Origin of the sequence: Psychrobacter raelei (assembly GCF_022631235.3) — a bacterium.
Classification (GTDB): domain Bacteria; phylum Pseudomonadota; class Gammaproteobacteria; order Pseudomonadales; family Moraxellaceae; genus Psychrobacter; species Psychrobacter raelei.
The window spans coordinates 2,375,774-2,395,447 of record NZ_CP093310.2 but is presented as its reverse complement, the minus strand read 5'-3'; the positions used below and the strand labels follow the sequence as shown (position 1 = coordinate 2,395,447).

The 19,674-nt window shown below is 45.7% G+C and carries 12 protein-coding genes and 2 tRNA genes; 7 read left to right on the top strand and 7 right to left on the bottom strand.

Features of this window, described 5'->3' with window-relative positions; genetic code table 11:
• The first annotated feature begins 583 nt into the window (after window positions 1-583).
• The 3 genes from MN210_RS10040 (at window position 584) to MN210_RS10030 (ending at window position 5,168) form a co-directional block, all read left to right on the top strand.
• Window positions 584-1,264, top strand: coding sequence for a histidine phosphatase family protein (locus MN210_RS10040; protein ID WP_241878457.1), 681 nt, complete (start codon window positions 584-586; stop codon window positions 1,262-1,264).
• 231 nt (window positions 1,265-1,495) lie between these two features.
• Complete coding sequence (locus MN210_RS10035) at window positions 1,496-4,522, top strand: insulinase family protein (protein WP_338412843.1); 3,027 nt, start codon at window positions 1,496-1,498, stop codon at window positions 4,520-4,522.
• 142 nt (window positions 4,523-4,664) lie between these two features.
• A complete protein-coding gene (locus tag MN210_RS10030; RefSeq protein ID WP_338412149.1) occupies window positions 4,665-5,168 on the top strand; it encodes a hypothetical protein in 504 nt (167 codons plus the stop codon).
• 2 nt (window positions 5,169-5,170) lie between these two features.
• Here MN210_RS10030 and MN210_RS10025 read toward each other — a convergent pair whose 3' ends face one another.
• The 3 genes from MN210_RS10025 to MN210_RS10015 form a co-directional block, all read right to left on the bottom strand.
• Window positions 5,171-6,631 carry a WS/DGAT/MGAT family O-acyltransferase gene (locus MN210_RS10025; protein WP_338412148.1) on the bottom strand — a complete coding sequence of 487 codons (1,461 nt, stop codon included), beginning with the start codon at window positions 6,629-6,631 and terminating at the stop codon, window positions 5,171-5,173.
• Between the two features lie 122 nt (window positions 6,632-6,753).
• A complete protein-coding gene (locus MN210_RS10020) occupies window positions 6,754-8,139 on the bottom strand; it encodes a WS/DGAT/MGAT family O-acyltransferase (protein ID WP_338412147.1) in 1,386 nt (461 codons plus the stop codon).
• A 196-nt stretch (window positions 8,140-8,335) separates the two neighbouring features.
• The gene (locus MN210_RS10015) at window positions 8,336-9,184 is read right to left on the bottom strand and encodes a thiazole synthase (protein ID WP_011961056.1); all 849 of its coding nucleotides are present in this window, start codon (window positions 9,182-9,184) and stop codon (window positions 8,336-8,338) included.
• A 476-nt stretch (window positions 9,185-9,660) separates the two neighbouring features.
• Between MN210_RS10015 and MN210_RS10010 the strand changes: the two genes are divergently transcribed.
• The 4 genes from MN210_RS10010 to MN210_RS09995 all read left to right on the top strand — a co-directional run bounded on the left by MN210_RS10010 (window position 9,661) and on the right by MN210_RS09995 (window position 15,096).
• On the top strand, window positions 9,661-10,992 hold the full coding sequence (locus tag MN210_RS10010) for a LysM peptidoglycan-binding domain-containing protein (RefSeq protein ID WP_011961055.1): 1,332 nt from the start codon (window positions 9,661-9,663) through the stop codon (window positions 10,990-10,992).
• A gap of 237 nt (window positions 10,993-11,229) precedes the next feature.
• Window positions 11,230-11,754 (top strand): DUF2726 domain-containing protein, encoded by a 525-nt coding sequence (locus MN210_RS10005; protein WP_011961054.1) that lies wholly within the window; start codon window positions 11,230-11,232, stop codon window positions 11,752-11,754.
• A 298-nt stretch (window positions 11,755-12,052) separates the two neighbouring features.
• A complete protein-coding gene (locus MN210_RS10000; protein ID WP_338412146.1) occupies window positions 12,053-14,140 on the top strand; it encodes a catalase in 2,088 nt (695 codons plus the stop codon).
• Window positions 14,141-14,307: 167 nt separating this feature from the next.
• Window positions 14,308-15,096, top strand: coding sequence for an MBL fold metallo-hydrolase (locus tag MN210_RS09995; RefSeq protein ID WP_338412145.1), 789 nt, complete (start codon window positions 14,308-14,310; stop codon window positions 15,094-15,096).
• Between the two features lie 193 nt (window positions 15,097-15,289).
• On the opposite strand, the gene MN210_RS09990 is transcribed toward MN210_RS09995, so the two are convergent.
• From MN210_RS09990 to MN210_RS09975, 4 genes are all read right to left on the bottom strand, one after another.
• Window positions 15,290-15,365, bottom strand: a tRNA-Lys gene (locus MN210_RS09990).
• Window positions 15,366-15,618: 253 nt separating this feature from the next.
• A tRNA-Lys gene (locus MN210_RS09985) sits at window positions 15,619-15,694 on the bottom strand.
• 181 nt (window positions 15,695-15,875) lie between these two features.
• Complete coding sequence (locus MN210_RS09980; protein ID WP_338412842.1) at window positions 15,876-17,885, bottom strand: MacB family efflux pump subunit; 2,010 nt, start codon at window positions 17,883-17,885, stop codon at window positions 15,876-15,878.
• A 289-nt stretch (window positions 17,886-18,174) separates the two neighbouring features.
• Window positions 18,175-19,569, bottom strand: a complete 1,395-nt coding sequence (locus tag MN210_RS09975) for a permuted SH3 domain-containing protein (RefSeq protein ID WP_338412144.1) — start codon at window positions 19,567-19,569, stop codon at window positions 18,175-18,177.
• Window positions 19,570-19,674: the final 105 nt, after the last annotated feature.

The following is a 19,674-nucleotide window of genomic DNA, read 5'->3' as shown; positions in this document are numbered from 1 at the left end:
GTCAATGAGGGTTTAAAAATCGTGCCGCTATCATACTGCAATTTAGCCAGATTGTGGAGGGCATAGCGGCAGTAGTCTGTGAAACATTGCTGCATTTTTAAGGTGATTAAAAAATAAATAAAAAAAATTAGCAGTTAAACGGTATGGTTGTAAGTACTTGATTTTATTATAATTTTAAACTGTTTAAAAAACATACAATTTAAGGTGAGGCCTTGCTGAATCTGTGTTAAATCTTGTCAAGTTTTGAGTTATACACAGAGTTATCCACAGGTGATGGGGGTAACTTTGATAGCCCTTGATATCACAAGGGCTGGCTGAGAAGCTTTTAAAATAAGGGCGCAGCAGAAAAAGCAGAAAAATATAAAATTTGGCTTTGGGTGACTGGCGCGTCTGGTGATGTTCCACAAAATAAGACGCTGCCTTTGTACTTGTTTTAAAATGAGTTTGAATTTTCGACCGACTCAAGTAGACTGGCGGTTACTGATTAATAAAGCTTAGCAATACGCTTAAAAAGACAGTCTACAGGCTACTTCTAAAGATGATGTCTAAAAATCACATCCAAACCATCTAAGTATACCTATCTATGAGAAAAATTTATTTAATCCGGCATGGCCAAAGCACAGCTAACGCCGGAGGCGAGGCGCAGCCTAATTCACAAATTCCTTTAACGCAATTGGGACACAAGCAGGCGCATTCTGTGGCACAGTGGGTGCAGCACACATTAGGTGATCACATTGAATCCATCAGCGTGTCAAGTTTTTTGCGGACTCAGCAAACAGCGCAGCCGCTATTGGAGAGGGTGGCAATGAGCGCCCAAATCATTGAAGGCTTGCAAGAGTTTAACTATCTGAGCTTTAGCTGTATTGAGGGCAGAGATTTTGCAACTCGGCTGGCCTTAATGGATGAGTATTGGGCAAGCGCACATCCTGAGTACTCGCAAGGGGCTGATACCGAAAGCTTTGCTCAGTTTTATCAACGTGTGGCAAAAGTACTTAACGACTTTGAGCAGTTTGAAGATGGCAATCATGTGGTCTACACCCATGGCTTTTGGATAAGTATGTTAATTTGGCAGCTACTCGGTCAAAGCTCACAAAGCGATCGAGATGTGGTCAAATTTCGTCAGTTTGAGCAGTCTATTCGTGCCCAAAATGGTGAGGTGTTTTGTTTGACACTGCCTGCCAAACACAGTGGCCAATCCTATCCGCCCAGCATTACTAAAGTGCGCAGCTGTCCGAATCAAAACTCTGATTTGTCAGCGCAATAACCTGTCAGGTAGCTTTATGTCATTAAAGTGACTAGAAAGTGACTGGCTTGGCTTTAAAAAAGTGCAAACGACTCCATTAACTAATATCAGCACGCCCAAAATGCAGCACTTGTCAAAAAATGATTTGACCCGCCTACTAATAAAAATACCATAAATAATATGAGCTCCTCTATGCAAACAAATTCCGCGCAAACACCACCTGCAAAAACACCAGATGCAAAGACAAAACAGATGCAAGCCACCAGTGCTACGCCAGACTTGACCTTACATCCAAGCTTTAAGCTGCTTGAGCAGCGTAAAATTGAAGCGCTGTCTTTAGATGTCCTTATTTGTCAGCACATCCAAACCGGCGCCATGCACTACCATTTAGCGCATCCTAGCGATGAGAATGCATTTTTGGTGGGGTTTCGCACTCAGCCTATGGACTCAAAAGGTGAGGCACATATTCTTGAGCACACCGCGCTGTGTGGCTCAGCCAAATATCCGGTGCGCGATCCTTTCTTTTCTATGATTAAGCGTTCATTAAATACGTTTATGAACGCCATGACAGCAGCAGATTGGACCGCTTATCCGTTTGCTACTCAAAATAAAAATGACTACTTTAATCTGTTGTCAGTCTATCTTGACGCTTCATTTTTCCCAAATTTGCACCCACTGGATTTTGCCCAAGAAGGTATTCGCGTTGAACTAGACGACAGCGATAAGCCGCATTTTAAAGGCATTGTTTTTAATGAAATGAAAGGTGCCATGAGCGGTGAGATTGACCAACTGTATCATAGCGTGGCGCACCATTTATTCCCAACCACCACTTATCATTACAACTCAGGCGGTGACCCTGCAGATATTCCAGATTTGACCCATGCAGAGCTGGTGCAGTTTCATCAAAGCCATTATCATCCCTCAAACAGTGTGATTATGAGCTTTGGTAATATCCCAGTCTATGAGACTCAGGCGAAGCTTCATGACGATGCTTTGGCACAATTTGAGACAGGAAAAAAACATCAGTCTCGCCCTGAGAAGCGTTTAACGGCACCCATTCAAGTCACTGAGACTTATACGGTCGATGAGATTGATAAAGCACAAACACATCATGCCATCGCTTGGCTGCTGCCTGAGATTACCAATCCCAGACAGCGTTTGGCGCTGCGCTTGTTAGAGGGGGTGCTTATAGAGCATGCCGGCTCGCCGCTGCGTGCCTATTTAGACAGTCATCCTCTGGCCACAGGGCCAAGTCCTTTGTTGGGTCTTGATGACAGTCATTTTGAGATGGTGTTCTATGCTGGTGTGCGAGGCTCCGAGCCTGAGCATGCGGATGCTATTGAACAAGGTATTTTAGAGCTATTGCAGCAAGTGGCAGATAGCGAGATTGATCCTGAAGCCATCGAAACCATTTTGCATCAGATCGAAATAGATCAGCGCCACATAGGCGGCGACAGTATTCCTTATGGCCTAAACTTAATGCTTGAAGGCTTTAGTACGGCCATTCATGATGGCAATCCAATCGATATCTGGGAGGTGGATGAGCATTTGCAGTGGCTGCGTGAGCAGGTCAAAGACCCCACTTGGCTGCCTGGTTTATTAAAGCAGCATTTATTAGACAACCCGCATCGTGTGCGTGTCACCTTGGTACCTGATGCGAGTAAATCTGCTCAATTGGCCGCTGCTGAGCAGGCCCGATTAGACCGTATTGAAGCCAATTTAACCGAAGAAGATAAGCTTAAATTAAAGCAGCAAGCGGCTGCGTTAGCTGAGCGCCAAGCGGCGCCGGATGATTTAAGCTTACTACCAAAGGTGGGGCTTGAGGATGTGCCAGAGTCAATTAGCTTTATCCATGGCAAGCAGGTAAATATTCAGCTGGCGGGTGACGACAGTGTCTTGTATCAATATGAGGCGGGTACCAATGGCTTATATTATTATCAAGTGATTATGCCGCTGGCGGATCAAGATGAGCTGATTAACCATCCGCTATTGCCGCTTTATTTGGGGCTAATATCTGAGCTGGGTACAGATGAATTGTCAGCGCGTGATTTTCAGGCGCTGCAAGCCGCTCACTCATCTGGGGTAACTGCTCGGGTAAGTCAGCGCACCTCTCCTAAAGATCCGGACAGCTTAAGCAGTTATTTTGTGGTGGCCACGCGCGCCTTAAACCGTAAGCCTGAGGCCATTGACTTGGTGAAGCAGGTGCTTGAGCACAGTATCTTTACTGAGCATGACCGTATCAAAGAGCTACTACAGCAAAGACGTGCCGGCTGGCAATCTCGTTTAGCCAGCTCAGGTCATGCTTATGCGATGCAAACGGCCAGCCGTCACATGAGCCGCCAAGCAGAGCTTGAATATGTACGCAGTGGCTTGCCCGCACTTAATGCGTTAAAAGAGTTTTTGGAGCAGGCCAGCAATGATGAGCGTAAATGGGATGATTTGGCTCAGGCATTGATGGTACTGCATCAGCGCTTGGCGAGCTTACCAAAACAGGCGCTGATTGTGTGTGAGCCTGAACAAACTGAGAACTTCAAACACTTAATTGAGCAAAGCTGGGCACAGTCACGCTATACTGGCAAGGTGGCACAAGACTCTCAGGCACTTGCAGCCAGCATTCCAAGTGAGTACACACAGCTACAATTGTCCCTGACCTCACCTGACACTGAAGGCACGCAAGACAACAGTATAGATAGACAAGCGCCAGACTTAGCGTGGTTAGTCGCCACCAATGTCTATCACAATGCGGCTGTGTATCCTGTGGTACCGGCTGATCATCCAGACAGTGCTGCACTCATGGTCTTAGCCCCTTACTTACGCAATGGCTACTTACACAGTGCCATTCGTGAGCGTGGCGGCGCCTATGGTGGCGGTGCAGGCTATGACGCTAATGCTTGTGCCTTTAAGTTCTTTAGCTATCGTGACCCGCATTGTGCTGAGACCTTTGAGCACTTTGAGCAAAGCGTGGTGTGGCTATTGACCGAGCCGCAGCAGCCTGAGCAGCTAGAAGAGGCCATTTTAGGGATTGTCTCTAGCATGGATAAACCTGGCTCACCGGCTGGGGAAGCGGTGAAATCTTGCTTTGCCGACTTACATCACCGCGGCGAGGCTTGGCAACAAAAAATGCGCGCTAATATTTTAGCGGTAACGTTAGAGGACTTAAAGCGTGTGGCCACCACCTATCTACAAGGCAAGCCAAGCAGCAAAGCTGTGCTTGCGCCGCATGATAAAGAAGAAACCTTAACATCTTTAGGTTTTGCCGTAGAAAAAGTGGCCAGCTAGAGCCAACTAAGGTCAGTTAGATGGCTATCTGCGTTACTAAATGCTAGCTTAGAGGTAAGCGGCCTAGCGTCAAAAAGAGGTGAGTCTTAGGACATCACCTCTTTTTTTGGCAGTATTTATTACTTAATCCACTGAGATGTCCATGCAAGATGATTTATTCCCCGCCCAAGACCCTACCGATTATCCTGATCCTGTGGGTATGCAACAAACCGCGCATACCAAAAGCTGGATAAGCACAGTGGGCTATGCGCTACCTTATGCGCTGGCGTATGTGTTTGCGCCCTCGCAGCTGACTCAAGTTAATTTTCCATTGAGTGGCATTGGGCTATCGCTGGCAGTATTGCTGTTATTGAATATAGTGGTACTTGGGATATTTAGAGCCACTCAAAAACGGCCCCTAGAGAAGATTGAATGTCACCGAATTGGGGTGCTTACGGCATTGTTGACGCTGATGGCCACCTCATTGCTGATGCTGCATACCTTATATGACATTTCAGCTGGCGAGATGAGTATGGCTGCTCTGCAGCAAAATGGGGTGCTCCCCATGTTGGTGATTAGTGGCGCCATTGGCTTATTTATTAATTATATCGCAGTCACTTATGGCTTATGGCTGCTACAAAAGCTTGGCTTAAAGCTGGGTTTTTAATCTTAGGCAGATCGCTCTTTACTGTCTGCCTCAAGTACCAATAGCGCTTGCTCCAATAAAGGCACCAGATTTTGAATATTGGGCAGATTTTTACCACAGCCAATAATTCCAAAATGCACCTGATTGAGATAACTGGTAAAGGTTATATTTAGCGCTTGACCATCAAAAACAACGGAAGCCGGATACAGTGCACTCAGCGCAGCACCATCCCAATACAGTTGCTGTTTGGGACCAGGAACATTGGATATGAGAATATTAAAAGCCTGCTTTTTGGGGTAAGCGCCGGTTAATAAATTAACCCCCTCCCAGGCATAAGTTATGGCACTGTAGTTGATGACTTGCGCCTGATCTAAGCGCCCAAACTTATCTTTACCGATGGTCATACTGTCATGAATGGCTTGTAATCGCTGCTTGGGGCTGGCCTGATCGGTCCCCAAGTCACACAATACCAGTGATGTTTGATTGCCCGAGGCGCTTTGATCTTTTCGAAGCGATACGGGCACAAAGGCAACGAGTGGCTCTTTGGGCAGCGCATTTTCACTGATTAAATAGCTGCGCAGTGCTCCAGAGCATACCGCCAAGGCCACATCATTAATACTCACATCGAGCTGCTGGGCTAGGCTTTTAAACCGGCTCAAAGGGAAGGTATGCGCCATGAATATGCGTGAATTGGATATGCGCTGATTAAGCAAGCTGCTGGGTGCTTGCAAGGTTGAGACATGGCCGGGATCTGTGCGCTGCCTGAGGCCATTTTTGAGTTCAGTAAATACCGGTTTGATGCTGCCCACCTGCTCTTTAACAATACCGCTAACCGAGCGTTTTTGTGGGGTAAGGGCGGCCAGATGCTTTTTATCTCGGCGCATTAAGGCCCAAGGTGGCAAGCTCATCACCTCATGCTGTGAGGCAGATAAAGACCTCTCAACCAAACGCATGGCTGCCACCCCATCCACCAAGGCATGGTGAATCTTAAAATACAAAGCAAATTGCTTTTTTGGCGCAGGCTTTTGAGAGGACTTGGGCTTTGGCTCTGCCTGATTTATAGGTAACTGGTTTGGGTGTAAGGGCTTAGAGGGGGCGCTGACATCGACATGGTCGGCTTCAATACCCTCAATAATATGACATTCCCACAGCGGGTAGCCCTTATCTAGCATATTGGCATGCACATCCGACACATAACTATATAGGGCCTGTTTTGAATAAGGCTTTGGCAGTACCATGTGGTGAAAGTGATAGTGAATATCTACCTTGTCTGCACTTTTCCAAAAGGTTTGATTGTGCACCACTTGATCAAATGGAAAAGTCGGCGGTGTGGTAGAGCTGCGCATTTGACGCACCAAATCTGCGACAAAATGATTGTCACTATTGTCTGGTATATCAAACAAAAACAGCCCACCGACGTGCATAGGCTGTTTGTGCTTTTCTAATAAAAAAAATAGCTGCTCTACCAAAGATAAAATTCGCATAAAAAACCTTATTAACAGTCTTTAGTAAAACCCGATAAGCCAGCCCTGCCTTATCGCCATTTGTCTTGATGTTCTTAGTCATCATCTAACAGTAAGCTACAAGGCAAGTGGGCTGCAGCGGTTTATTCGCGAATGCCCAACTCTCTTTCGGTACAGATGGTTTCAAGTTGGCCCAACTCATCTTCTAGCATCTTTAGCAGGCTTTGAATCTTGGGCAGAGTTTTACTACACGCCACGATACCAAACTCGATGCGGTCCAAATAACTGGCTAAAGTAATGTTCATTGCCTGACCATTAAATAAGATAGAAGCTGGATACAAGGCTCTTAATTCCGCACCGTTCCAGTATAGCTTTTTTTGTGAGCCAGGAACATTGGAAATAATTAAGTTAAACGCATGTTTTTTGGGATAAGCATTGGTAAAAATATTCACAAACTCCCAGCTGTAAGCGACCAAGCTATAGTTGACAACCTCCGCTTGTGACATACGACCAAAGCGCTTTTTGCCATCATTCATGCTGTTATGGACAAGCTTTAAGCGCTCTAGAGGACTGGCCAAATGCGTGCCCAAATTACATAAGATAAAGGCAAACTGATTGCCCGCGACTGTCTCATCTTTACGCATAGAGTAGGGTACCCATGCGATTAACGGATCCTTTGGTAGCTCATTGATGGATAATAAATAGCGTCTTAATGCCCCTGAACATACAGTTAGTACCACATCATTAATACTCACCCCCAAATTATCTGCCACTCTTTTAAAGCGAGCAATGTCATAGGAGTCAGCAATAAAGCGGCGTGAGCTTGAAATGCTTTGGTTTAAGATGCTGGGCGGCGCCTGAGTGGTGCGCACATAGCTACTGTCTTTATCGATTTTTAGAGCACTAAGCAGCTCGCCCATCACCGGCTTGGCGGTTTGTAATTGGTCTTTGATGATACTGCCAATGCCACGCTCTTTTGGTATCACCGACTCAATTTGATGGCGGTGGCGCATCATTAACGCCCAAAGCGGTAAGGTGATGGTCTCATTGGGTGACTGTGATAACGACTTTTGAACCAAGCGCATGGCCGCAATGCCATCTACCAAAGAGTGGTGAATTTTAAAATAAAGCCCAAATCTTTTGGGGCGACCGTCACTCTCAGGCTCAATACCCTCAATAATGTGGCATTCCCATAGCGGACGCGCCCTATCTAGCAGGCGACCATGCTCTTTTGAGATATAAGATAATAGCTCGCGCACTCGGGCAGGCTTAGGCAGCGCAATATGGCGAAAATGATGCTCAACATCAAACTCGTCATCGTTTTTCCAGTACGTTAAGTTGTGCAACACCTGATTAAACGGAAAAGTAGGGGGGACTGTAGAGTTTTGCATTTGCTGCACCAAAGACAGCACAAAATCCTCTTGAGCATCTTTGGGAACCTCGAATAAAAACAGCCCACCGACGTGCATAGGCTGCTTTCTTTTTTCAACCAATAAAAACAGTAAATCTACCAATGATAATAGACGCATGACATTCCCTTGCTGTATCAAATACAATAGACGGTCACATAAAGCCGCTTGTACACAGAATAATAATTCATTAAAACACGCTTAAGCTACAGATAGTAAATCAAAAATTAAGTCAATGAAATCTATTTATGAGTCATTAGGTCATTAAGAGATTTGACTTTCATAGTGTTTTTACATTCACCCAAACTCTATCAGATTATTGAAAGAAATAGCCGGTTTGTGGGGAGCTTGGCACCGCCATTTTACGCTTAGGCATACGGCCTGCCAAATAAGAGGCACGCCCAGCCCAAATAGCATGTTTCATAGCATGCGCCATCATTACTGGGTTTTGGGCATTGGCAATGGCAGAGTTCATTAATACCCCATCGCAGCCAAGCTCCATGGCAATCGCGGCATCAGAGGCGGCGCCCACGCCAGCATCGACCAAAACTGGCAGATTATAAGCTTTGGTTTTTTCGACAATCAAACTTAGTGTATGTGGGTTTAATAGGCCAAGTCCCGACCCAATTAAGCTGCCTAGAGGCATAATGGCCACACAGCCCATAGCGGCTAATTCTTGGGCGACAATAGGGTCATCTGAGGTGTAAACCATGACCTCAAAACCATCGTCAATGAGCTTTTTGGCTGCGGTTAAGGTCTGAGTGACATTGGGATAAAGCGTATCTTGATCTCCCAGCACTTCTAATTTTACGAGGTTGTGACCATCTAATAACTCACGAGATAGCTGGCAAGTACGGATGGCGGTTTCAGCGTCGAAGCAGCCGGCTGTATTGGGCAAAATCGTATATTTATCTGGTGAGATGACCTCTAACAGGTTAGGCTGGTCTTTATGTTGACCGATATTGGTGCGACGAATGGCCACAGTGACAATCTCAGCACCAGAAGCCTGAATTGCTTGAGCGGTCTGGGTTAAGTCTTTATATTTTCCCGTACCCACCAACAGCCTTGAGTAAAAGGTGCGGCTACCAATAGTGAACTTATCTTGCTGTAGCACGTCAGTGTCAAAATCTGTGGTACTGTGAGGTAATGTAGAATCCAGGGTCATTGCAGTTGCCTTGTCTTTGAACTTGGTTTTTAGGGTTAAGAGGGACGTCAATCTTGTCAGGTAATGGTGGTTATCGATTTAAAATTATAAGCCGATACCGCGCTCGGTGAAACAGTTTTTAATTAATAATGATCTAAACCAGTTGATTATAATTAATAAGTTTAAATAAATAGACTGTAAAATATTTTGTAGTTATCATAAATTATAACAAAATACACACGCACAAAAGAAATAAAATTGGCTTCTTAGTATAACAAAGGTATCTGGTTTTAGGAGCCAAGCAAATAGCCGATAACACGCAGCGAGTTTGAATTAAACTTGTTGGTATTTAGCACAAATTGTTTTGAGTGTACGGGGCAGTATATTAGGTGATGTGATAGCAGACATAAGAGGCGTAATCCTTTATAATCTTAAAATATATTAATGGTTGTGTATAACCGTATGAATAAAGCTTTAAATATAAAAAGGGTGTGACTATGGATTCATCACGACAATTATTATTGGGTACTTTGGTATTTCTGGGAGGCGGCACTTTACTGTTTGCCATGGTGAATCAGATGGGTACCCCAAGTGACAGTCAAGTAGAGCAAACACCGGTGGCGCAAGTAAGCACCGATAAAAGCACCGCGCAGTCACCAATGACAGCAGATGTAGCCACTGAAGAGCGTATCTTGGCCCAAAAGCGTCTTGAGCGTGAAAAAAAGATGTCTGAGCTTGATCAGCGTACCCGCGAGTTCTTGACTGAGCAAGAAAAAGCAGAAGCGTTGGCGATGCAAAAAGCGCGCCTTGAAAACGAACAGTATCGCAATAACAGCGCTGCTGAACCGGTCACTGATGGCTCACCTGCCGATGAAGCGGGCTCTGAAGTTACGGTGACCAAACCTGTGGTAAAGGCCCGACCGGTTGAGACAGTAGTCGCTCAAGTCACTCCAACGCCGGCAACGCAGACCCAAGCTACCTCCGCGACGCAAACAAATACGGCTAAGGCTCAAGACAGCTCAAAGCCTGAACCCAAAAAGGTGGCCACTCAACAGGCACCAAGTAGCACCCAAAAGCATACCGTACAGCGTGGAGAGGGGCTTATTAAATTAGCGCGCCAATACAATGTGCCGGTTGAGGCCATTTCACAGGCCAATAAATTATCCCATAATGCCTCTATTCGAGTGGGTCAAACCCTTACCATTCCTTCACGCAGTCAAGTTGATCGTTTAGTAAGTGAGTACAATGCCAGCAGTAATAAGAGCGCTGCTGCACCTACCAAAGCGGCTGTGACCTCTAAGCCGGTGGTAACCAGTACTGGGCCCACCAGTCAAAAAGGTCATGAGGTCAAAGCAGGTGAGGGACTTATTAAGCTGGCGCGTCAATATAATGTACCGGTAGAGGCCTTAGCCGAAGCCAATAACATGAGTACTAATACGTCGCTTAAAGTGGGTCAGACAGTTACCATCCCCTCGCGTAAGCAAGTAGAAAGACTGCAGCGTGAAGCGCAGCAAAAACAAGCCGCAGAGCAAAAAAAGCGTGAGGCGCAGCAGCGTCTAGCAGATGCACGCCGTAAAGCTGCCAGTGGAGAGGCTAAGGGTACCTTTGGAGTGCAAGTGGCGCTGGCTGATAATCAGAAAAAAGCCGATGACATCGTCAAGCAACTGCGTGCTGCCGGCTACCGAGCAACCACCAGTAATACCAGTAAAGGTGTGCGGGTGATTGTTGGTCCCGAAAAGGGTAAAGAAGCGGCCTTGGCGTTAAAAGACAAAATCAATGCCGACTCGCGTACGGATGTGGACAATGCTTGGGTGCTTTATTGGCGCTAAATAGAGGATTTCTGCAGATCCTAACAGGCATCTAGTTGTTACCGTTAATAACCCTAGTTAGCCGTTATATTAAGCCAACTCATACAAACACGACACTAGATGTCGTGTTTTTTTGTGGCTGTGATAAAAGGTTAGGGGCGTTGGGTCAAGAAGTGCGATAATACCTGAATCGGTATTTATAACCGTCTGTTTTGAAAGTAGTTTTTGTTATATTTGAGGGAAGTATTCGTGGATTTTATGATTTTGGGCATCATGGTGGTGGTGGCTTTAGTAATTGTACTAAGTATGCTGGGTCAGCGCCGCCATGACCAACAAAAAAGTCAGGCCAAGCCAGTCAAAGGCGACGAGCTGGCCATCTGGCCCTTTGAGCCGATGCCTATTATGACAGACACAGAGGTGCTGTTCTTTGCCAAATTACAAAAGGCTGTCCCTGAATATCATATTTTTAGCCAAGTGCAGTTGTCACGTATTATTGCGCCCAGTGATGACGCGGGCCGTGATAAAAACTTTTGGTTCAACCGTATCTGCCGTCAAAGTGTGGACTATGTCTTGGTGGACCGAGATGCGCAAACCACGCTATTGGCCATTGAGCTTGATGATTGGACTCATGACAGTCCAGCGAGGGTTAAGGCAGATGAAAAAAAGGACAAGGCATTGGCCAGTGCTGGTATTCCAATTTTAAGATTTCATGCTGAGCGTATGCCTAGTGTGCCTATTATTCGTCATGATATTGAAGCGGTTATTAGTAAGTACAGCCGTTGATGCTAAAAGAAGATAGTCAGTTACTAAGCCACCTTACACCATTTTATTAACGTAGCTTATACACATATAACCAAATCTAAACAGGCACTTTAAACACGGTTCGTTACTATATCTAAAGCTAGGATTTAAAGTTTTAAAACAAAAAGCATTTATGAAAGCGTTAAGGTGACAGTGTAAGACAACAAATAAAGAGAATAGACCTTTAAAATCAACGTGTTTTTAATTGGAATCAATGCCTGTTGTCTATGTCTTTTGGATTAAATACGATAACAATTACACACCCAGCAAGGATATAATAATGAAAGATAATATTGATCATAAAGACCCAGCTAACCAAATGAATCCCGCTGTCGGTGAAGGCGGTGAAACGCATCAAAGAGCTGATAAAGACGGTGCGGTATTAACCACCCAGCAAGGTGTGGCCATATCAGATAATCAAAACTCATTAAAAGCAGGACCACGCGGGCCTTCCTTATTAGAAGACTTCATTTTACGAGAAAAAATTACCCATTTTGACCATGAGCGTATTCCAGAGCGTATTGTGCATGCACGCGGTTCAGGGGCGCATGGCTATTTTGAATTAACCGAGTCGCTAGAAGACTACACCACTGCAAAAATATTAACTAAAACGGGTAAACAGACGCCTTTATTTACCCGCTTCTCAACTGTGGCTGGTAACAAAGGCTCAAAAGATACGCCACGTGATGTGCGCGGCTTTGCAGTCAAAATCTACACCGAAGAGGGTAACTGGGATATTGTGGGTAATAATATGCCCATTTTCTTTATTCAAGATGCCATTAAGTTCCCCGATTTAATTCATGCAGTAAAACCTGAGCCAGATCGCGGCTTCCCCCAAGCAGCGTCTGCGCATGACACTTTTTGGGATTTTGTGTCATTGAGTCCAGAGACCATGCACAACTTGATTTGGCTGATGAGTGACCGTGCCATTCCACGTAGTTTACGTATGATGGAAGGCTTTGGTATTCACTCCTATCGCTTGATCAACAAAGAGGGTAAGAGCACCTTTGTTCGTTTTCATTGGAAGCCAAAGTTAGGCGTGCAGTCTTTGACTTGGGATGAGGCCGTTAAAATCTCAGGCGCAGACCCTGATTATAATCGCCGTGACTTATTTGAAGCCATTGAAGCGGGCGACTATCCTGAATGGGAGTTTGGTGTTCAATTATTCACAGAAGAAGAAGCAAGTCAGTTCCCATTTGACCACTTAGATGCAACTAAATTAATTCCAGAAGAACTGGTACCGGTGAAAATCGTCGGTAAGATGGTCTTAAACCGTTATCCAGATAACTTCTTTGCAGAAACTGAGCAAGTGGCATTTTGTCCTTCACATCTACCGCCTGGTATCGACTTTAGTAATGACCCATTATTACAAGGCCGTCTGTTTAGCTATCTAGATACTCAGCTGTCGCGTCTGGGGTCACCTAACTTTGCACAACTGCCCATTAATGCACCAAAATGTCCGTTTGCTAACATGCAGCAAGATGGTCATATGCAGATGCAAGTGCCTAAAGGCCGCGTGATGTATGAGCCACAAAGCTTAGATCCAAGTAAGCCTCGTGAAAGCGAGAAACAGGGCTTTAGCTCCTTCCCAGAGCAATTAGATGATGGCGTTAAAGGCCGTGTGCGTAGCGAAAGCTTTGCAGATCACTACAGTCAGCCACGTATGTTCTATCGTAGCCAGACGCCGGCAGAACAGGCGCATATTGCCTCAGCTTTTGCCTTTGAGCTGGGTAAAGTAGATACCGCTCACGTCCGTACTCGTATGCTGGGTCATTTAATTAATATTGATGAAGACTTGGCAAACCGAGTAGCCACAGCACTGGGCATGGAGTTACCCAAAGCGCCTGAGCCACGTGCGCCCATTCAAGATTTACCTAAATCGCCTGCCGTGCAAACCATAGGTCTTAGTCCCAAAACCTTGCAAGGCCGTCAAATTGGCATCTTAGTTGGTGAAGGCTCAAGCAAAGATCAGATTGGCAAGTTTGAAAAAGCGGCCAAAGCGGCTGGCGCCACAGTTAAGATAGTCGCTCCAAGTAAAGAGGCGTTACTTGATGACGGTACCCGCATTCAAGCCGATGAGCGTATCGCTGGGGCACCTTCTGTGTTATTTGATGCGGTAGTAAGTATCATCATGCCTGATGTTGCCAAAAAGCTTGCTAAAGATAGCTCAGCGCTAGATTGGTTCAATGATGCTTATAATCACTGTAAAGCGATTGCCTACTGCCCAGCTACCGAGAAGCACATCTTAAGTAAACTTCCCGTTGAAAAAGATGAGTTTGTTACCCCATTAGATGAGGTGGATGCCTTTATCGAAAACGCAAAAACCCGTCTGTGGGAGCGTGAGCCCAAGGTGCGTGATTTAGCCTAAACAGCTTATTTGAAACCGAAGTTACTTACCCAATGATGGCCCAAATATGCAGTATGCATATTTGGGCTTTTTGTTGTAAAACTTATCGGTCAGCTTGGCCACTTAAAATCATAGACCAAGCAGTTTACTATACAGCCTGCTTTTTCGATTGGATTTATAAGAAAATCATGAGTTTACAACAGATCGTTGGTATCAAGGGCTATATTCAGACCACCTACCTTGCCGTTTATCCTGACAAATTGCTGCTATTAGATGCCGGTTGTCGAGCCGATGTAGATACTATTTTATCTTATATCACCGATACCCTACAGCGGCCCATACACCAGCTAAAGACAGTGGTAGTCACTCACATGCACCCCGACCATGCAGGCGGCGCTGCAATATTAAGACAAAAGACAGGCTGTCAGATTATTACCTCAGCCAAAGCTACTACGTGGTACAAAGGCTTAAGTGGGCGCAAGCAGCATTTAAAAGACTTGGCTTTGACCTATTATGTGGCCAGCCGCCGAGCAAAGCCGCTTATTAATCAGTGGTACAATCCAGTCGTGTCTGCTGATGTGATTGCCGAAGAAGGCGATAGAGTAGTGGGCTTTGAAGATTGGGTCATTTTACAAACGCCTGGGCACACCAGTTGTGACATATCGCTGTGGCATCCCGATACCAAACAAGCTTACACCGGAGATTTGGTTTTAAAGATCAATAACAAATTGCTCTCGCCCTTGGTGATTCACTTCCCCGATTTATATAAAGCCTCGTTGAGCAAGGTGCAAAACTTGGCGCTAGATACGCTTATCTTGGCACATGATGGCAAGGTGGCGATTGGTGCAGCAGATTTTGATCAATTAATCGCTAAAGTGCCTGATCAGCCTCGAGATATGAAGCTACTTGATGTACTAGGTATTAAATGGCCTAGAGGCGTTGGTAAGGTAGTAAAAAGGCTAGGCGCATCCTTATAGGGTGCTTTGTAATACGGCGATATGACAACAGTTATCCTATGCCTACATCTGCAGCCTAAATGCTCTGCCTAAACACCGCTGGAGCTATCAAGGGTAATAGCGGGCAACACCCTATAAAAATATACAAAACTCAGGCGCAACGTAGGCGCAAAGAAAAACCCCGATAAATCAGATTTATCGGGGTTTTTGAATTTGGTGGGCCGACCGCGACTCGAACGCGGGACCAATTGATTAAAAGTCAACTGCTCTACCAACTGAGCTATCGGCCCTAAAGAGGTGTTCGCTCTAAAGGTGAAGTGGGGTATGCCCCAAGCTTCTTTCTACATTAAGGATAAGTGTTGCCCCTTAATGAGAGTGGCATATTATACATATAAAAATTGATAATGCAAGCAAAAAATTAATCTAAATGAAAACTTTATCAAAAAGTTAATTCTTAATAGTGGTTATCGAAAAATACGCAAACCTACCAAGTTAAATAAAAATCCCGATTAACCAGCGGGGTTGAATCGGGATTTTAGAATTTGGTGGGCCGACCGCGACTCGAACGCGGGACCAATTGATTAAAAGTCAACTGCTCTACCAACTGAGCTATCGGCCCTAAATAGTGTCTCAAAGCTAAGCTTTTTAACGCTATAGGTAACGTTAGTGGGTTACTGTATCCCCTTAACGTGAGAGCACATTATACGCCTCAAAAATGAGAATGCAACCCTAAATATTAATTTTTTCACATTTTTTTTGATTAATCTGCTTTTATGCACTGTGGTTGCCTTTTTTTGGGTCTAATCACGTGACAAAGCTTCCACAGGGTTAAGCTTGGCCGCATTGCGTGCTGGTAAGAAGCCAAATACCACACCAATAAGAGTAGAGCAGATAAAGGCGGCAACAATAGAGGTTGGAGAGTATATGACGCTAAAGCTGTCTGAGCCTAAGCTGTTAATCGCCTCACCAATCATAAAGGCCAATAATACCCCGAGCGCACCGCCAAGCACACACACCAGTACCGCTTCAATCAAAAACTGTTGCATGATATCGCTTTGGCGGGCGCCTACCGCCATGCGCACGCCGATCTCATTGGTGCGCTCAGTCACCGACACCAGCATGATATTCATCACGCCAATACCACCGACCACTAACGAGATAATAGCAATAGATGAGATGAGCAGTGTCATGGTGTTGGTGGTGGATTCAATGGTCTGACGGATAGAGTCTGAATTACGGGTTCTAAAGTCATCGGCGCCATGGCGGCCTTCAATAAGATCTGAGATGGCAGATTCGGCGGCACTGGTTGAGATTTGATTGTCGATAAGTACCACGAAACGGTCAATATGTTCGCCACCCACGATACGCGACATCATCGTGGTATAAGGCATATAAATCGTTGGGCTGTCACTTGAGGGACTAAAGCCGCCCTCATTAGGCTCAAGAACCCCAATGACTCGGCCTGGGACATTGCCAATGAGGACCACTTGACCAATGGGATTATCCACATCTGCAAAGAAGGTTTTTTTGGCATTGTCATCGATAATAATGTCTTGGGTACGTAACGCGATACTTTGTTCATCGAAGCCTTGACCAAGTGCCAGCTTCTCGCCTGTAACTTCCAAATAGCCTTCACCCACACCACTGATGCTGGCTGATTCTTGAATATTTCGATAGCGCACACTGGCGCTGGTATCTAACTGCGGGCTCACACTAACCACGTAAGGCTGATTGGCCACAGCCTTGGCATCATCGGGCGTCAGATTATCATCATTATAGCGCCGTCTGGGGTCGCCATAGGGGTAGCCATCGATGACAGTAATGGTATTGGTACCAAGAGAGCTAATGTTGGATAAGATTTGCTGCTGTGAGCCTTGACCTAGACCGACTACAGATACCACAGAGGCAATACCAATAATAATACCCAACATGGTCAATAACGTGCGCATTTTATGGGCACGCATGGCCAGTACAGACATTCTAAAGGCTTCAGATAAACGGTCGATAAAGGAGCCGAAACGGCTTTTTTGTTTTTTATGCAGCTCAGATGAGCTTTGTGCTGAGGCATTAGATAAGCTTGGTTGATTGTGTGAGCTATGAGTGTGATCGCTATCGATGCCCTTTGAGCGGTTAAAATGCTCATTGCGATAATCAGCGATAATATGACCATCTTTTAACTCAATGACCCGCTCAGCTTGATCCGCAATAGAGGGGTCATGCGTCACCATAATAACGGTATGACCTTGCTCATTTAAATCACGTAAGATTTGCAGCACATCTTTACCTGACTTACTGTCGAGAGCACCGGTCGGCTCATCGGCTAGGATAATATCCCCGCCGTTCATCAGTGCCCGTGCCACAGAGACCCGCTGCTGCTGACCACCTGAAAGCTGACTGGGGCGGTTATGAATCTTATCGCCTAAGCCAAGATCAGTCAGCAGCTTCTCGGCACGTTGGGCACGCACTTGGTTGTCCATGCCGGCATAAACTGCAGGCACGGCCACGTTATCACGGGCATCAATATCGCCTAACAAATGATAGCGCTGAAAGATAAAGCCAAAATGCTCACGGCGTAGTTTGGCCAGTTCATCGGCATCGAGCTGTTTGACTGATTTACCAAAGATAAGATAATCGCCAGCAGTGGCTTTGTCTAAGCAGCCTAAGATATTCATTAAGGTCGATTTGCCTGAGCCGGATTGACCAATAATGGCCACCATCTCACCTTGATAAATGGTCAGGTCTAAGCCATGTAAGATGCGAATGGTTTGCTCACCGGCGGCAAACTCACGTATCAGATTGGACACCTGCATGATAGGCACAGCACCTGGCTTAGGCTTAGGTGTGCTCACGTGTGAGGTCGGGTCAGCGGGTGGTAGCTGGGATGTCATCATAGCTAAATCTTCAGTCTAAGCGGTCATACCCTAAGTCAATTTAAAAGATAAAATTAACAGGTAATGTGAAATACGTTGGCAAGACAGTCAGTGGGTTATCCACGCATATCTTGCCGCTTTGCGCCGAATATGGCTTACGCTTATCGGCGCATTTTATGGCAGATAATGGGCAGCAGCGGTGATAAACACCAAGCGCCTGAGTCGATTATTACATGCCAGGTGGGCGACTACGTTGGCCTCTGCCACTGTCCTTGGCGCCTGAGTTTTCACCAATAATGACCGTCTCTCCTCGTTTTAGGCCGCTTAAAATCTGGGCGTTGACTCGGTTATCAATACCTACTTTGACCGCACGATTTTCTACACTACCATCGGCATTAAGCACGCGCACATAGGGACCTTTGACTGGTGCTGGAGCGGCTGAAGCTGCCTTATTGTTGCCGCCAGCGCCAGATCTAGATCTTGCTGCGCCAGAAGCGCCTTTGTTAGGGCCTTTTTTGATCGCAGCAGAGGGTACAAGCAAGGTATTGGTGGCCTTATCAATGATCACATAGACCTGTGCGGTCATATCAATACGAAAACGACGCTCGGGGTTGGGCACTTCAATATAACCAACATAGTAAATCGCCGAGTCGGTGGAGCTGGTATCACTGATTTGTTCCGGTGCAGGCTCAACAGCAGTTAAGATCGCATCGTATTTTTTGTCCGGATCACCGATGGTATTAAAGTACACAGGCATACCGGCTTTTACGTTAATGACATCTGCCTCCGAGATTTGCGCATTAATACGGACGGTTGATAAGTCGGCTAATTTGACGATGGTGGGTGCCGCTTGATTGGCATTTACCGTTGTACCTTGTTCGGTGACCACAGCCACGACGGTGCCATCCATGGGTGCACGAATGGTGGTGTAGCCTAAGTCTGTACTGGCAGTGTCTAAGTTGGTTTGGGCTTTTCGCACGTCAGCTTCACTGCTTGCGATATTGGACTGAGCGGTAATGAGTGCCGCTTGGGCGGTTTTAATAGCTGCTTTTGCGGCGGCCACACTGGCTTGAGCTTTTTCGACAGTGGTACGGGCATTCTCCACCTCTTGCTGACTGATGGCATCCATCGCAAGTAGTGGACGTAGTCTGGCATAATCAGATTGAGCCTGTTTTAAGTCTGCCTCTCGGCTGGCAAGATCGGCCTGGGCACTCTCTAATCCTGCTTTGCGACTATAGTAGTCTGCTTGAGCACTTTGAAGCGCGGCGCGGCCTTGCTCTAAGGTGGCCTGCTGATTTGAAAGATTGTTCTTTTGAGTGACTTGGTCGATTTGGGCAATTAAGTCGCCTTTTTTGACCTCATCACCCACATCCACAAACAGCTTAGTCACTTCACCTGAGACCTGGGCACCTACATCTACTGTATTCAAGGCTTTGACCTTGCCTGATGCCATGACATTATTTTCAACATCACCCATCTCAGCGGTGGCAGTAATATAATTGGTTTCTTCTTGTTTGGGTTTAAATTTGTTATAAGCTAAGACAGCCAAAGCGAGCGCAATAAGGGCAATAATGGTCCATTTAATAACAGACTTTCGAGTTTTTTGATTGGAAATGAAGGCCATAACACAGTCCGGAACCAGATTTTAAAAGGATTACTAAATTTTAAATAACCTAATATAGCGCACTGGTCAAAAAAGACCATGGCATTAAGTTTAAGAAAGGTTACA

Coding starts and splice junctions, on each gene's coding strand:
- MN210_RS10040 (WP_241878457.1), top strand. CDS start 584: ATGAGAAAAATTTATTTAATCCGGCATGGCCAAAGCACAGCTAACGCC.
- MN210_RS10035 (WP_338412843.1), top strand. CDS start 1,496: ATGCAAGCCACCAGTGCTACGCCAGACTTGACCTTACATCCAAGCTTT.
- MN210_RS10030 (WP_338412149.1), top strand. CDS start 4,665: ATGCAAGATGATTTATTCCCCGCCCAAGACCCTACCGATTATCCTGAT.
- MN210_RS10025 (WP_338412148.1), bottom strand. CDS start 6,631: ATGCGAATTTTATCTTTGGTAGAGCAGCTATTTTTTTTATTAGAAAAG.
- MN210_RS10020 (WP_338412147.1), bottom strand. CDS start 8,139: ATGCGTCTATTATCATTGGTAGATTTACTGTTTTTATTGGTTGAAAAA.
- MN210_RS10015 (WP_011961056.1), bottom strand. CDS start 9,184: ATGACCCTGGATTCTACATTACCTCACAGTACCACAGATTTTGACACT.
- MN210_RS10010 (WP_011961055.1), top strand. CDS start 9,661: ATGGATTCATCACGACAATTATTATTGGGTACTTTGGTATTTCTGGGA.
- MN210_RS10005 (WP_011961054.1), top strand. CDS start 11,230: ATGATTTTGGGCATCATGGTGGTGGTGGCTTTAGTAATTGTACTAAGT.
- MN210_RS10000 (WP_338412146.1), top strand. CDS start 12,053: ATGAAAGATAATATTGATCATAAAGACCCAGCTAACCAAATGAATCCC.
- MN210_RS09995 (WP_338412145.1), top strand. CDS start 14,308: ATGAGTTTACAACAGATCGTTGGTATCAAGGGCTATATTCAGACCACC.
- MN210_RS09980 (WP_338412842.1), bottom strand. CDS start 17,885: ATGCAGGTGTCCAATCTGATACGTGAGTTTGCCGCCGGTGAGCAAACC.
- MN210_RS09975 (WP_338412144.1), bottom strand. CDS start 19,569: ATGGCCTTCATTTCCAATCAAAAAACTCGAAAGTCTGTTATTAAATGG.